This is a genomic window from Pseudomonas sp. CFBP 8770, from assembly GCF_014841705.1.
Lineage (GTDB): Bacteria > Pseudomonadota > Gammaproteobacteria > Pseudomonadales > Pseudomonadaceae > Aquipseudomonas.
Window position 1 is genome coordinate 648,303 of record NZ_JACYUL010000001.1, and the last position, 14,193, is coordinate 662,495.

Annotated in this window: 11 protein-coding genes; 7 read left to right on the plus strand and 4 right to left on the minus strand. The window is 63.5% G+C overall.

Annotated features, from left to right (window positions below; translation table 11 throughout):
* Window positions 1–224 precede the first annotated feature (224 nt).
* The 7 genes from IFT98_RS02890 (at window position 225) to IFT98_RS02920 (ending at window position 9,069) form a co-directional block, all read left to right on the plus strand.
* Entirely contained in the window at window positions 225–1,865 is a 1,641-nt protein-coding gene (locus IFT98_RS02890; RefSeq protein WP_192047386.1) for a methyl-accepting chemotaxis protein, read from the plus strand.
* Window positions 1,866–1,994: 129 nt separating this feature from the next.
* Window positions 1,995–3,806, plus strand: coding sequence for a putative bifunctional diguanylate cyclase/phosphodiesterase (locus tag IFT98_RS02895; RefSeq protein ID WP_192047385.1), 1,812 nt, complete (start codon window positions 1,995–1,997; stop codon window positions 3,804–3,806).
* A 32-nt stretch (window positions 3,807–3,838) separates the two neighbouring features.
* Window positions 3,839–4,576: an AzlC family ABC transporter permease gene (locus tag IFT98_RS02900; RefSeq protein WP_185793654.1), complete on the plus strand. Its 738-nt coding sequence runs from the start codon at window positions 3,839–3,841 to the stop codon at window positions 4,574–4,576.
* Entirely contained in the window at window positions 4,573–4,899 is a 327-nt protein-coding gene (locus tag IFT98_RS02905; protein WP_185793653.1) for an AzlD domain-containing protein, read from the plus strand. Before IFT98_RS02900 ends, IFT98_RS02905 begins: the two co-directional genes overlap by 4 nt.
* Before the next feature lie 120 nt (window positions 4,900–5,019).
* The gene (locus IFT98_RS02910; protein WP_122478667.1) at window positions 5,020–6,879 is read left to right on the plus strand and encodes an ABC transporter ATP-binding protein; all 1,860 of its coding nucleotides are present in this window, start codon (window positions 5,020–5,022) and stop codon (window positions 6,877–6,879) included.
* Window positions 6,880–6,946: 67 nt separating this feature from the next.
* The gene (locus IFT98_RS02915) at window positions 6,947–8,137 is read left to right on the plus strand and encodes a CaiB/BaiF CoA transferase family protein (RefSeq protein WP_192047384.1); all 1,191 of its coding nucleotides are present in this window, start codon (window positions 6,947–6,949) and stop codon (window positions 8,135–8,137) included.
* Complete coding sequence (locus IFT98_RS02920) at window positions 8,134–9,069, plus strand: hydroxymethylglutaryl-CoA lyase (protein WP_192047383.1); 936 nt, start codon at window positions 8,134–8,136, stop codon at window positions 9,067–9,069. Before IFT98_RS02915 ends, IFT98_RS02920 begins: the two co-directional genes overlap by 4 nt.
* Window positions 9,070–9,292: 223 nt before the next feature.
* On the opposite strand, the gene IFT98_RS02925 is transcribed toward IFT98_RS02920, so the two are convergent.
* The 4 genes from IFT98_RS02925 to IFT98_RS02940 form a co-directional block, all read right to left on the minus strand.
* Window positions 9,293–11,929, minus strand: a complete 2,637-nt coding sequence (locus IFT98_RS02925) for a hypothetical protein (RefSeq protein WP_192047382.1) — start codon at window positions 11,927–11,929, stop codon at window positions 9,293–9,295.
* Between the two features lie 99 nt (window positions 11,930–12,028).
* Window positions 12,029–13,075, minus strand: coding sequence for an EscU/YscU/HrcU family type III secretion system export apparatus switch protein (locus tag IFT98_RS02930; RefSeq protein ID WP_192047381.1), 1,047 nt, complete (start codon window positions 13,073–13,075; stop codon window positions 12,029–12,031).
* Window positions 13,072–13,902, minus strand: coding sequence for a type III secretion system export apparatus subunit SctT (sctT, locus tag IFT98_RS02935; RefSeq protein ID WP_192047380.1), 831 nt, complete (start codon window positions 13,900–13,902; stop codon window positions 13,072–13,074). The genes IFT98_RS02930 and sctT overlap by 4 nt, the downstream gene beginning before the upstream one ends.
* Before the next feature lie 9 nt (window positions 13,903–13,911).
* Window positions 13,912–14,181, minus strand: coding sequence for an EscS/YscS/HrcS family type III secretion system export apparatus protein (locus IFT98_RS02940; protein WP_122741901.1), 270 nt, complete (start codon window positions 14,179–14,181; stop codon window positions 13,912–13,914).
* Between the last annotated feature and the right edge of the window lie 12 nt (window positions 14,182–14,193).

Genomic DNA, 14,193 nt, shown 5'->3' on the forward strand with positions numbered 1-14,193 from the left:
CTGAGTTCTTGTCCATCAAGCGAATGTAAAGCGATGGTTTTGAGTGTCAACAGAATGATACAACTCAGAGCGGGATTAGTTTGATAGCGTTTAGCTATCATTGCTTCGCGAAATGCCAATTGGCTTCCTTGCCAACAGCGCCGTAACGTCCGCCGCTTCGGCGCGACTGCACCTTCGGATCGCGCGTCTTTTCCGTCCTCATCGGGCGAACTTTCGAGCCTGCCATGAAAAAACCTCTGTCTCTGGCCACGCGCATAGCCCTGAGCTTCGCGGCCATTCTCGCCTTGTTGGTGATGATCACCGCCATCGGCATCCAGCGCGTTGCGTTCATTGATTCCACGTTGAGTGACGTGAGCGAGAACGCGGCAAAGATCCAGCGTTACGCCATCAATTTTCGTGGCAGCGTGCACAACCGCGCCATCGCCATCCGTGACGCGGTGTTGGTGGACAACGATCGCGACCTGGAAAAACACCTGGCGCAGGTGGCCTCACTGGAAAAAGACTATGTCGATTCCGCGGCGCCGATGGAGCAGCTGTTCCAGAGCGCTGGCGTAACCGGCGAGGAGCGTCAGTTGCTGGCGGCCATCAAGGGCATCGAGCGGCAGACCCTGGAGTCCACCCGCACGCTCATCGAGCTGCGTCGGGGCGGTGATGTCCAAGGTGCCCAGGCTTTGCTGCTGCGCCAGACTTCGGCTGACTACAGCGAATGGCTCAAGCGCATCAACGCACTGATCGACTACGAGGAGGCCGCGATCAAGGCCAAGCTGGGTGATGTGCAGGCCACTGCCAGCCAGTTCAGCACGTTGATGCTGGTGGCCACCGGTATCGCGCTGCTGCTGAGTATCGTGCTGTCGACCGTGATCATTCGTTTCGTCAAATCGACGCTGGGCGGTGAGCCGGCCGAAGTGGCTCTGGCAATCGAGCAGCTTGCTGCGGGCAACCTGAACCAGACCATCGTGACCGATCACCCCAACAGCGTGATGGGCGTATTGAAAACCGCCTTGGGCCATTTGCGCGAAACCATCGAGCAGGTGCGTACGGCGGCGCGGGAAGTCAATCACTCTTCGGCCCAGCTGTCGGCGACCTCCACCGCCAACGACGCGCATATTCGCCTGCAGACCCGCGAGGCCGAACAGGTGGCCACCGCCATCACGCAGATGGCGGCGACCGTGGGCGAGGTGTCCGGTTACGCCGCCCAGGCCGCAGATGCCTCGCGCCTGGCGGACATCGAAGTGGAAAGCGGCAATCGGCTGGTGGCCAGCACCACGCAGGCTATCGAGCAGTTGGCGCTGACCCTGGAGCAGACCACGGACACCGTCGACCAGGTGTCGCGCCACAGCGAAAAGATCGAATCGGTCATCGACGTGATCAATTCGATCGCCGCGCAGACCAACCTGCTGGCCCTCAATGCCGCCATCGAGGCCGCCCGCGCCGGCGAGCACGGCCGTGGCTTTGCAGTGGTCGCTGACGAAGTGCGCTCGCTGGCCAATCGCACCCAACAGTCGACCGAAGAGATCCGCGAGATGATCAGCACCCTCCAGTCAGGCACCGAGATGGCCGCGCAGACCATGCGCAACAGCTGCGAACTGGTGGGGCACACCGTCACCCAGACGCGCAGTGCGCAGCAAGCCCTGGCCAAGATCAGCGAGCAGGTGGGCGCGATCAACCTGATGAACGCACAGATTGCCAGCGCGTCGGTGCAACAGAACGCAGTCGCCGACGACGTCTCGCAGAACATCACGCGCATCCATGGCTCGACGGTGCAGTCAGCGACCGGCTCGCAGCAGGTCGCGACCGCCAGCACCGAGCTGGCTCGCCTGGCGGACCGGCTTTCGCAGAAGGTGGCCTTCTTCGGCGCTGTCTAGGGAGACGAAGGGCAGTGGTGCTCTCGGGGCAAAGATGTATACAGTTCCTGGCAAGGCTGCCGATACAGGGATGCAGCCTTGTCTTGAGTGCCTCCCTTTGCGACTGACCATCGGGCAATGAATACCGTGATGACCCACTTCGCTCCACCTTTCCCGGACAACGAGCGCGAGCGCGTTCGCCGCGTAGCCGAGCTCTGCTACCGCGATGCGGTCGACGACGAGGTGCTGGACCGGATCGTGGCGCTGGCCGCTGAAGTCTTTGGCGCGCCGATAGCGCTCATTTCCATTCTCGAAGAACAGCAGCAGTGGTTTCGGGCGAAAGTCGGCATCACCGTTTCATCCACGCCGCGGGATGTGTCCTTCTGCGGTCACACCATTCTGGTCGACGACTTCTTCGAAGTGCCGGACACCCACCACGACCCCCGGTTTCGACACAACGTGCTGGTCACCGGACCGCCGGGCATACGCTACTACGCCGGGGTGCCGCTGCTGACCGATGACGGTCACGCCCTGGGCAGTCTGTGTGTCATCGACAAGCAGCCGCGCGCGCCGATGTCCACTGGCCAGCGGGCGAGCCTGCGGCACCTGGCGCAGTTGGTGGTGCACCGGCTGCACGACCTGCGCGCCGACTCGTTCATCGACCGGCCCACCCGCCTGATGAACCGTATTCGCCTGGAAGACGACATCCATCGGCACCTGAGCGCGAGGGAAGAGCCGTTGCTGATCGCGGTCGACTTCCTCTCGCCCAGTTTCGTCAACGATATCGTCAAGGCGCTGGGCTATTCGTTTTCCCAGCGTCTGGTCAGCGAAATCAGCCGTCGCGTGGCGGGCTTGATCGGACACGACTGCGTGCTGTACCGGATCGGTCTCACCCGTTTCGCATTCATCAAGCCGCGGGACGAATGCCTGGCGACCTTGTACGCGAGGTTTTCCACGGCCTTCGCCACCCCGGTCGAACATGACGGGATTCCCATTCGCACGCAGATCGGCATGGGCGCGCTCGAGTTGGACTGCCACACGATCCACGACCGTGACTGGGTGCGTCTGGTGGTCAGTGCCGCCGATTACGCGCGTGACCGCGGGATCGGCTGGGCCAGGTACCAGGCCGAACTGGACATCGCCCAGCAACGTGCCTTCGTGCTGCTCAGTTCATTGTCGTACGCCCTGGAAGAGTCCGAGCAACTGAGCCTGGTGTTCCAGCCGCGCATCGACTTCGCCAGCGGACGCTGCTGCGCGGTCGAGGCGCTGTTGCGTTGGACCCACCCGACTTTGGGGCCGATAGGACCGGACGAATTCATCCCGCTGGCGGAGAAGACCGACCTGATCCGGCTGTTGAGCGTGTGGGTGGTCGAGGCGGCCATCAAGCAGACCCGGCACTGGCGCGATGCGGGGTACGACTTCAAGGTCGCGATCAATATCAGCCCCTGCGATCTCGAGGGGCCGGCTTTCACCGACCGGCTGATCCAGACCCTGGAACGCTATGGCGTCGAGGCTGCGACCCTGGAGATCGAGTTCACCGAAGGCGCGTTGATCAAGAACCCCGCCGAATGCCGGAACCAGCTGACCCGCCTGCGTGCGCTGGGCATCGAGATATCCATTGACGACTTCGGTACCGGCTACAGTAACTGGACCTACCTGCGCGAACTGCCTGCCACCTCGGTAAAGCTCGACCGTTCGCTGCTCAAGGACATCGAAAGCCAGGAAAAGGATCGTCGCCTGGTCACCACACTCATTGATCTGGCGCAGCGTCTGGGCTACAAGGTGGTGGCCGAGGGCATCGAGAACCAGGCCAGTTTCGACGCAGTGAAAGGCTGGGGTTGCGACGAGGGGCAGGGTTACTTCATTGCTGCGCCGATGGCCAGCGAACGACTGATCGAGTGGATCGAGCGCGAAGGCGGTGCCACTGCCGTCGCACAGACCGCACGCGAAGTGTCTTGCTGAGGCCTGAGATCATATCCAGCCGAGGAACCTGAATGCCTTTCCCGAGTGCAAGCCAAGCGTTCATCCAGGGCATACGTGCACTGCTGCCGTTGACCCCTGGGGTGATTCCGTTCGGCCTGGTCACTGGGGTGATGGCGGTCGAGCTGGGTCTGTCGCCGGGCACCAGTATCGGCATGACGTTGCTCTTCTACTCGGGTTCAGCGCAGATGGTCGCCTTGCAGCTGCTGCACGTCGGTGTTCTGCCCGTGGCGATCGTCGCTACGGCATTGATCATCAACCTGCGCTTCATCATGTACAGCGCGTCGCTGGCGCCGCATTTTCACGGCCTGCCGCGGCGCTGGACCTGGCCGCTGTGCTACCTGCTGTCGGACCAGGCCTACGCGCTGTGCACACTGAAGTTCGACAGCGGGGAACTGGGCCGCCATGCTCACCATTACTACGCTGGCACCGCAGTGGGCATGTGGCTGGCGTGGCAGGTCTCGGTACTGGCAGGTGTGTACCTGGGCGCGAGCATCCCGCAGAGCTGGTCATTGAGCTTTGCCATACCCTTGTCCTTCCTGGCGCTGCTGGTGCCTGGCATCCGCAGTCCGGCGACCTTGGGCGCGGCCGTGGTAGGCGGGGTGCTTGCCGTGCTGGCGGTGAACCTGCCTTACAACCTTGGACTGGTCATCGCTGCGGTGGGTGGCATCGCTGCGGGCCTCGCCATCGAAACCTGGCGCGACCGGGTGGCCTCGCGTGCTGGCGCCGACCCTGAGGAGCGAGCCTCGTGAGCGACCTGGGCCTGTGGGCGCTGTTCGTTGCTGTGGGCGTGGGGACCTTCGCCATGCGTCTGTGCTTCGTCGAGCTGCACGGCCGCTGGCGCATGCCGGAGCTGCTCAGTCGCGCCTTGCGCTACGTGCCAGCCAGCGTCCTCGCCGCGCTGGTGCTGCCGGCGGTGATCTACCCGAACGGACAGGGTGCACCGGTGCTGGACAATCCGCAGATTCCGGCGGCGATCGCCGCCGCGGTAGTGGCCTGGAAGTTCAAGAGCACGGTGCTGACCCTGGCGGTCGGAATGGCTGTGCTCTGGGGATTGAAGGCTCTGGCGAGCTAGTGGATTACACGCCGCGCGCGCCTGCCGAATGCACCGTTCTTCGCAAAACCGCCCATCGCAACCCACGAGTGCGCCATTAAGTGGCAGAATCTGCGCCACTTGATTCCGATGGAGACCCCCATGCTTCGTGCATTCGAACGAAGGCTCGACCCTTTCCCTCCCGATGAAGTACCGCCGCCACCCGATGGCCTGGCCCGTTTTCTCTGGGCCTGCACCCGCGGTGCGCGCGGCTATATCCTGGCATTTGCGGTGCTCAGCGCTGCGGTGTCGGTCTATGAAGCCTGGCTGTTTTCCTTTCTTGGCCAGGTCGTTGACCTGCTCACCACCTGGCAGCAGGGCGGCGATGCCGCTGCCCAGGAAAGCCGCGTGTTGTGGGGCATGGGCCTGGTGATGGTGGGCAGCATCGCCCTGGTCGCCTTGCGCACCATGGTCCAGCACCAGATTCTGGCGATCAACCTGCCGCTCAGGCTGCGTTGGGACTTCCACCGGCTGATGCTGCGGCAAAGCCTGTCGTTCTTCTCCGACGAGTTTTCCGGGCGGGTCACCACCAAGGTGATGCAGACCGCCCTGGCCGTGCGCGACGTGCTGTTCACCTTGATCGAGATTCTGCCGGGTATCGGCGTGTATTTCATCGCCATCATCGCCCTGGCCGGTGGCTTTGCGCCGAAGCTGATGCTGCCGTTCGTGGCCTGGCTGGTACTGTTCGGCCTGGCCATGCTGTATTTCGTGCCACGCCTGGGCAAGGTCGGGCAAGAGCAGGCCCACGCGCGTTCGTCGATGACCGGACGCATTTCCGATGCCTACACCAACATCGCCACGGTCAAGCTGTTCTCCCACTCCAACCGCGAGGCGCACTTCGCCCGCGCGGCCATGGAAGACTTCAAGAACACCGGCTTCCGCCAGATGCGCCTGGTCAGCCAGTTCGAGATCGTCAACCAGGCGCTGGTAGTCGGCTTGCTCATGGCTGCCGGTGGCTACGCGCTGTGGCTTTGGCATCTGGGCGAAATCGGGACCGGCGCCGTCGCGGCGATCACCGCCATGGCGCTGCGCATAAATGGCATGTCGCACTGGATCATGTGGCAGATGACCTCGTTGTTCGAAAACATCGGCACGCTGCAGGATGGCATGGGCACGCTGACCCGCGGGGCGAAGGTGCAGGACGCGCCCGACGCAGGTGCGCTGACGACTTCCGGCGGGGCGGTGACGTTCGACAACGTGAGCTTCAACTACAACGGCGAACGCCAGGTGCTCGACGGTTTGAGCCTGGACATCCGTCCGGGCGAGAAGATCGGCCTGGTCGGGCGCTCGGGTGCGGGCAAGTCGACGCTGATCAACCTGCTGCTGCGTTTCTACGATGTCGACAGCGGCGAGATCCGCATCGATGGGCAGAACATCGCCCATGTGACCCAGGACAGTCTGCGCAGCGCGATCGGCATGGTGACCCAGGACACCTCGCTGCTGCACCGCTCCATTCGCGACAACATCGCCTATGGCCGTCCCGATGCCACCGATGAACAGGTGCGCAGTGCGGCCGCCAGCGCTCAGGCCGATGAGTTCATCAGCCAGCTGAGCGACCGTCAGGGCCACAGCGGCTACGACACCCTGGTGGGCGAGCGGGGCATCAAGCTGTCCGGCGGCCAGCGCCAACGCGTGGCAATTGCACGGGTGATGCTCAAGAATGCGCCGATCCTGTTGCTCGACGAAGCCACCAGCGCGCTGGACTCGGAAGTCGAAGTGGCCATCCAGGAAAGCCTCGATCACATGATGCAGGGCAAGACCGTGATCGCCATTGCCCACCGCCTGTCGACCATCGCCGCCATGGACCGGCTCATCGTCATGGACCAGGGGCGCATTCTCGAACAGGGCACCCATGCCCAACTGCTGGCGAAAAACGGTATCTATGCACGGCTCTGGCAGCACCAGAGCGGCGGTTTCCTTGGCGAGGACCAGCAACTGACCGAGGGCGTCAATCAGGACTGAGTGGCGCGCCATGTCCCCTGCGCCGCATCGCAGATCATCCTTTTCCAACAGACATCGAGGCTGCTCCATGACTGCTCTAAGCGGAATCCGTGTCATCGAGATCGGAACCCTCATCGCTGCGCCGTTCGCTGCGCGCATGATGGGCGAGTTCGGTGCCGAGGTGATCAAGATCGAAAGCCTGGGGCAGGGCGACCCCCTTCGCAAGTGGCGAAAACTCCACGAAGGCACTTCGTTGTGGTGGTACCTGCAATCGCGCAACAAGAAATCTCTGGCGCTGAACCTCAAGTCTGCCGAAGGCATCGAGATCGTCAAGCAACTGGCCGAAAGCGCCGACGTACTGATCGAGAACCTGCGTCCCGGCGCCTTGGAGAAACTGGGCCTGGGCTGGGACGTCTTGCATGCACTGAACCCCAAGCTGACGCTGGTGCGCATCTCCGGCTATGGCCAGTCCGGCCCTTATCGCGACCGGCCAGGTTTCGGCGCGATCGGCGAGGCCATGGGCGGCATTCGCTACACCACCGGCCACCCGGACTCACCACCGGCACGGGTGGGGGTCAGCCTGGGCGATTCGCTGGCGTCCATGCATGCGGTGATGGGCGCGCTGATGTCGTTGCTGCGGGTCAAGACCGGTCAGGGTGACGGTCAGGTGGTCGATGTCTCCCTGGCCGAAAGCGTCTTCAACGTGATGGAAAGCCTGGTGCCCGAGTACGCCATGCTCGGCCATGTGCGCGAGCGCAGCGGCGGCGCCTTGCCCGGTATCGCTCCGTCCAATACCTATCCGACTGCCGATGGCGGTTATGTGGTGATCGCGGGCAACAGCGATCCCATTTTCAAGCGCCTGATGAACGCCATCGGTCGAGCCGATCTGGGCGACGACCCGGCGTTCGCGCACAACGATGGCCGAGCTGCGCAGAGCGATCTGCTCGATGGCGCCATCAGTACCTGGAGCGCCCGGCGCCCCATCGAGGATGTGTTGCAGGCACTGGAAAGCGCCGAGGTGCCTGCCGGGCGCATCTACTCGGTCGCCGATATCGTCGCCGACCCGCACTATCAGGCCCGCGATATGATTCTCGATGCGCAGCTGCCCGGTGGCGTGGCAACGAAAATGCCCGGCATCGTGCCCAAGCTCTCCGCCACGCCGGGTGTGGTCAATTGGCAGGGGCCGAGCCTGGGACAGCACACCCAGGCCGTGCTGACCGAGCTGGGCCTTAGCGAGAGCGCTATCCAGCGCCTGAAGGATGAGGGGATCGTGCAATGATCAACGACTACTCGCAACGTCTCGTCGTTCAGGAAGTGGCGCCGCGTGATGGTCTGCAGATCGAGCCGACCTGGGTTGCCACCGCAGACAAGATTGCCTTGATCGACCAGCTTTCGCTGGCGGGCTTCAGCCGCATCGAGGCCGGTTCCTTCGTTTCGCCCAAGGCCATTCCGGCCCTGCGCGATGGCGAACAGGTGTTCCATGGCATCGCCCGCCAGCCGGGTGTCACCTACGTGGCGCTGATTCCCAATCTCAAGGGGGCGCAGCGCGCGCTCGCCGCCAAGGCGGATGAACTCAACCTGGTGTTGTCTGCCAGCCAGAGCCACAACCGCGCCAACATGCGAATGAGCCGTGAACAATCCCTGGCAGGCTTCACCGAAGTGCTCGAGCTGGCCCGCGGTACGTCGGTCAGCCTTAATGGCACCATCGCCACGACCTTCGGCTGCCCGTTCGAAGGCGCTATCGATGAACGCGTGGTGATGGGCCTGGTCGATGACTACCAACGGTTCGGCATGCAGGGCGTGACCCTGGCCGACACCACGGGCATGGCCAACCCGCGCCAGGTCTACGCATTGGTCCGGCGGGTGCTGGAACAGTTGCCCGCCGAAGCGCTGACCCTGCATTTCCACAATACCCGCGGCCTGGGATTGAGCAACGTTCTGGCGGCGTACGAAGCCGGTGCGCGGCGCTTCGATGCGTCGCTCGGTGGTTTGGGCGGATGCCCGTTCGCGCCGGGTGCCTCGGGCAACATCTGCACCGAAGACCTGGTGAACCTGTGTGAGGAGATGGGCATTCCCACCGGCATCGATCTGCCCCGTCTGCTCGACCTTTCCCGCACCTTGCCAGCGCTGCTTGGGCATGAAATGCCGGGGCAGGTGGCGAAGGCGGGGCGTAACGCAGACCTTCATCCGCTGCCGCCGGGACTTGGCTGAGCAGCACCGCAGCATCGTCGTTCGTTACCCAGACGACAACATAAGAGCACCCCCGCTTTGGGGGTTCGCCTGGAGAAAAACGGATCGCGATCGAACGTGGGAGCGGTCCGTGGCCGCGAAGGGGGCGCTGCGGTGCATCAGGCATACCGCGTAACGGCTTTCGCGGCCGATGACCGCTCCCACATGAGGACCGCGATCTGATGTGGGGGCGGTCGGTGCGTGATCAGCCTACGCGGTCCAGGCGGGTGTCGAGGTTTTCGCCGTCGCCTTTGTAGTCGTCATGCTTGACGTCGTCGAAGCCTTCTTCCGGCAGATGACCTTCCTCGGCGTAGAACGCGTACTCGCCGTCGCGATACTCGAAGATGCTTTTATCGTCGGGCGCGTCGCGCTGGCCGTAGTTGTACATGTAGGTGTCGAGGAATTCGAAGCGCTTGTCGCCATCTTCGGTCAGCAGACCCTGTTCGGACAGGTCGGCAAACAGCGCTTGCAGGTCATCGCGGTGGTCATCCATGCGGTTGTTGTGCTTGATGTCTTCGACGATCAGGAACGGCGTCAGCGCCAGGGTGAGGGCAGCACCGGCCCACAACAGTGGCCCGGTCAACGCCCTGGCGACGTTGGAACCCACCAGCGCGGCCATCTGCGCACCCCCGCCGGCCACGTTGAAGGCCCCGGCGGCCACGGTGATCGCGCCCTGTGCGACTACCGTCTGGTCATTGCTGTTGAGCCCGCTCTTGATCTTGAGACCGCCCAGCACCAGATCAGCGACACCGGTAAAGGTATTGGCGCCGGCGTCCATGATCCGCAGGAAAGCCGAAACCGCGCGGGTGCTTGGCGTGCTGCCAACGAGCCCGGGATTCTTGGCGAAGCCGTCGCGGAAGCCCTCGGTCAGGGTCTTCATGTTGTTTTCGGAAAGGTTGAGTTTTTCCGCCAGCTTCTTCTTGTCGTCAATCGGCGCTGCATCGACGGCTGCATTGAAGTCCTCGAACAGCTTCTTCAGATCGCCTTCCACCACACTGAACGGCCGCCCGCCGCCCTGGGGCTGGTCCTTGCCGAAGATCTGCGGCAGCGACTTGTCCAGGCCCAGCATCTGGTTGACCTGAGTGCCACGCACGCTGTCGACGATATTGGAGCCCAGATTGACGAAGTGCTGGCCGGCGCCGAGCACGCTGACCATGTCCTTGGCGATGGCCAGTCGCTCTTCCGGGGTATCGGCCAGGCTGCCGCCCTTGCCGACCAGCTGGTAGATACCCGAGGCCAGGGAGATCAGTCCGCCGGCCGATCCCAGCACGCCGTTGCCGTTGAGCTCGCTCAGGGTGCGCAGCATGCTGCCATGGGCGCCTTCGCCGAGGGTTTTGTAGACGTCCTTGCCCATGACCTTTTCGATATCGGTCTGGGTCACCGTGCCGTTCTGGCTGAACGTGGCACCTAGTTCCTTCAAGGCACTGGCGAAGGTTTTGGCGGTTTGCTTGTTGCCGAGAAATTCCTGGACGAAACGTTCGGTTTCCACGGTACGTCGAGGGATGTCCACGCCGCCTTTCTTCAGGGCCGTCAGCAGCGTCTTGATCGTATCCTGGGTGGCCAGCGCCGTGTTCTGATCGTTGATGCCCGACGGATCGGCCAGCAGCTTGTCCAGGTCCATGGTGGTCGCGTCGATCATCATGTGTTGGGAAAACTGTGCGGCCTTTTCTGGATCGAAGGCAGCCAGGGCGGCGTAGGTCTTGCTGATGTCGGCTTCGGCCAGGCCTTCCTTGCCGCTGTTCTTCAGGTCGGCGATGTAGCGCGAGTAGTCTTCGGAGAACGCCATGCCTTCAAGCTTTTCGCGCACGGCGGTCTTGTCCGGCAGGGCGTCGAGGGACTTGGCCTGCTGCGCCTGGAAGTCCTTCTGCACGCTTTCGGCGCCGAACAGTTCGGCCGTGCGTTCGTCGACCTTGACCCGGTCGATGATCGACGACAGATCGTCGCCGCTGACCTTGGCGGTGTTCTGACCCATGGACATGTCCAGCACCACCATGTCCAGACCGCCGTCACTGGCGGCCTGCGCGCGCAACGCCGTGTAGAGTTTGGCGCGGTCGTCATCCTTGCCGATGCTGCCATCCTCCACGCCGGTTTTCCATTGCGCGATCAGGTTCTGCCAGGTCTGCTCACTGACGGTGAGCTTGCGGTTCGCATCGTTGGGGTCGACCGTGCCGGTCTCCAGATTGCCCACATCCAGTTCGGTCATGGCGGGCAGGTCGGCGTCCTTGCGCGCATCGTCCAGCTTGCCGTCGTCGTTGCGGCGGCCCTCATCCACGGCGACGAAGCGCTCGTACAGCTGCGGATTGCTCTCTTTCGACACGATGACCTTGCGACTGCCGCCGTCGGCATCGAACACCTCGGCGCGAACCAGGCCCGGACCGACCTCGTCCTTGACCCCGATGGTCGCGCCGTCGATGTCGGCGTCGGTGAACGGGTTGTCCTTGACCTGCTGGTAACCCTCGTCTTCGCTGGTCTTGATACCGTCCAGGGTCTTGCCCATGTCGTCCAGGGTATCGAACGCCTCTGGAGTCAACTCGCGGGTAACCACCACCACGCTGTCGTCATGCTTGTACACCATCAGCACGTCCGGGTTGCTGGGGTCACGTTCGATGGTGCGCACCTGATCCAGGCTCGGTGCCTCTTCAGTGCGCAGCACGCTGGCGTCGTGCAGTTTTTCCTGCAGCTCGATCATCTCCCGGGTTGCGGGGTTCTCGATGGGCAGAGGCTTGGGCTGCTGCTGGGCGATGCTCTTGGCGATCGCGATCAAGGCATCGAAGGTCAGCTCGGGATTGGTTTGCGGTGCGACCGGATCGGTCGACGTGGCAGGCTGAAGGGTATCGGTCATCGACTTGCTTCCTTGTGAGGTGAATGAGCGCGGCGCGACAGCCAGACAGACGCCGAATGTCTACCGTACAGCCCGAGTGTTTAACTTTTGGGTCACCGCCTAGATCAGCCGTGCACCGACCAGAATGTCGGCCACTTCCTGGAACGTGGCATCCGGTACCGCGTCGCCGGCCGCGCGCACGGCAATGCGACGCGCCAGCCGCGCGTTCACGGCATGGGCGATGCCCAGCGCGCGTGCCTGTTCCAGCATCGCTGTCGATTCCTCCGCGCCCGCGCGGCTGACGATCACCGGCACTGGTGTCTCGCCGCGGATGTAGCGCAGGCCCACCGCCCATTGGCCCGCTTCGCCGATCACCAGCGTGGCGTTGTGCAGACCACGCTTGGTGGCCAGCGCGTGCATCTGCTTGCGCTGGCGCTGGCGCGCCTGGCGGATCAGGGGGTCGCCGTCGCTGTCCTTGGTCTCGCGCTTGCGGTCGCTCTTGGTCATGCGCATTTCCCGCCCGAACAGCCACCGCTGCATGAGCACATCCAGCCCGCCCACCAACACAAAGGCGATGATCACGGTGGCCAGCAGCGGCCGGAACATTTCCACAAACGAAGCCCGTACGCATTCGGCGCCGCAGCCGGAGGACTGCATCAGGCTCTGCATGCCGGCGCGATACACCAGGACGAAGACGACGGTCAAAGCGCCTAGCTTGAACAGCCCCTTGAGCAGCTCGATGAGGCTGCGCAACGAGAAGATCCGCTTGAACCCCGCGACCGGGCTGATGCGCTCGAACTCGGGTTTTATCGGGTCGGCGCTGAACACCGGGCCGCCCATTGTCACCAGGTTGCTCAGCACCACGGTGATCACCGTCACCGCCAGCAGCGGCAGGGTGACGCTCAGCAACAGGTCTACCGCAGTGCTCTGCACCCGTGGCCAGAGGAGGGCGAACGGTTCGCTCCAGACCTGGGCAACCAGCTCGACGAAGGCCATGCAACGTTGCTGCAGGCCTTCGGCGACGCTGATCAGGTACAGGCTGCAAGTCAGGATGACCATGGCGGTGACCATGTCCTGGCTCTTCGGCAACTGGCCCTTGTTGCGCGCATCGCGCAGTTTCTTCTGCGAGGCGGGCAGTGACTTCTCTTCACTGGGTTGCTCGCTCACGGCGCACCTGTCTGCAGGCCGGCCTGCACCGTCGACTCGACCACGTCGAACCAGCCGCGCAGCGCGCCCAGCTGGCTGAGCATGTAGGGAATCATGAAGCTGACATAGACGACCATCAGGAACGAGAACAGCAGGTTCTTCACCGACAGCGACAGGTCGAACACATGCAGCTGCGGCGCCATGCGTGCCAGGTAGGCCAGCAGCAGGTCGGCGGTGAGGATGGCGATCACCACCGGGGCAATCATCAGCACGCCGATCTGCATGACCTTGTCCAACACGCCGACGATCTCCATGACGCTGTTCGCGCCCAGTGCCGGCGCCGCTGCCAGTGCCGGCCACAACTGGTAGCTGCGGTACAGCCCGTCGAGCATCAGGGTGAACCCCCCGGACATGAAGAACAGCGTGATCAAGGTGATGCTCAGCAGAGTCGAGGTGACGCTCGATTCGCCTGAGCTCAGCGGGTCGAGCAGCTGCGCCATGGTCGAACCACGTTGCAGGTCGATCAGCTCGCCGGCGACCTCGGCGGCCCAGAACGGGATACCGAAGATCAACCCGATGACCACGCCGATGACCATTTCCTTGATCAGCAGCGCCATCAACATCAGGGTCGACGGTGCCTGCTCGCCTGCCAGGGCGATGAAGATGTCCGGGGCGATCGGAATCGACACCACCACCGCGACCGCGCTGCGGATCATGCCGGTCAGGCCCAGCCGGTTGAACGCCGGGGTGATGATGATCATGCCCAGGGCGCGGGCCACGGCCATGCCGAAGGCGCTGAGCAGGGGGTAGGCGAGGTCGAAGAACCCTGCCAGTTGCTCACCGAGCATGGGCCACCGTCAGCGTGTCCACGCGGGAAAGTTGTCGAGCATCTGCCCGGCCAGGTTGACCACCTGGCTCGCCAGCAGCGGACCGAGTACCAGCAGCACCAGCATGACAGCGACCAGTTTGATTGCCTGTGGCAGGGTCTGGTCCTGGATCTGGGTCAGCGCCTGTACCAGGCCGACGCCGAAGCCCACCACGATGGCCACCAGCAAGGCCGGCGCGGACAGCAGCAATACCGTCATCAGCGCGTCTTTCATCACTGTCAGGAAGATGTCCTGGCCCATGACTGCTACCTC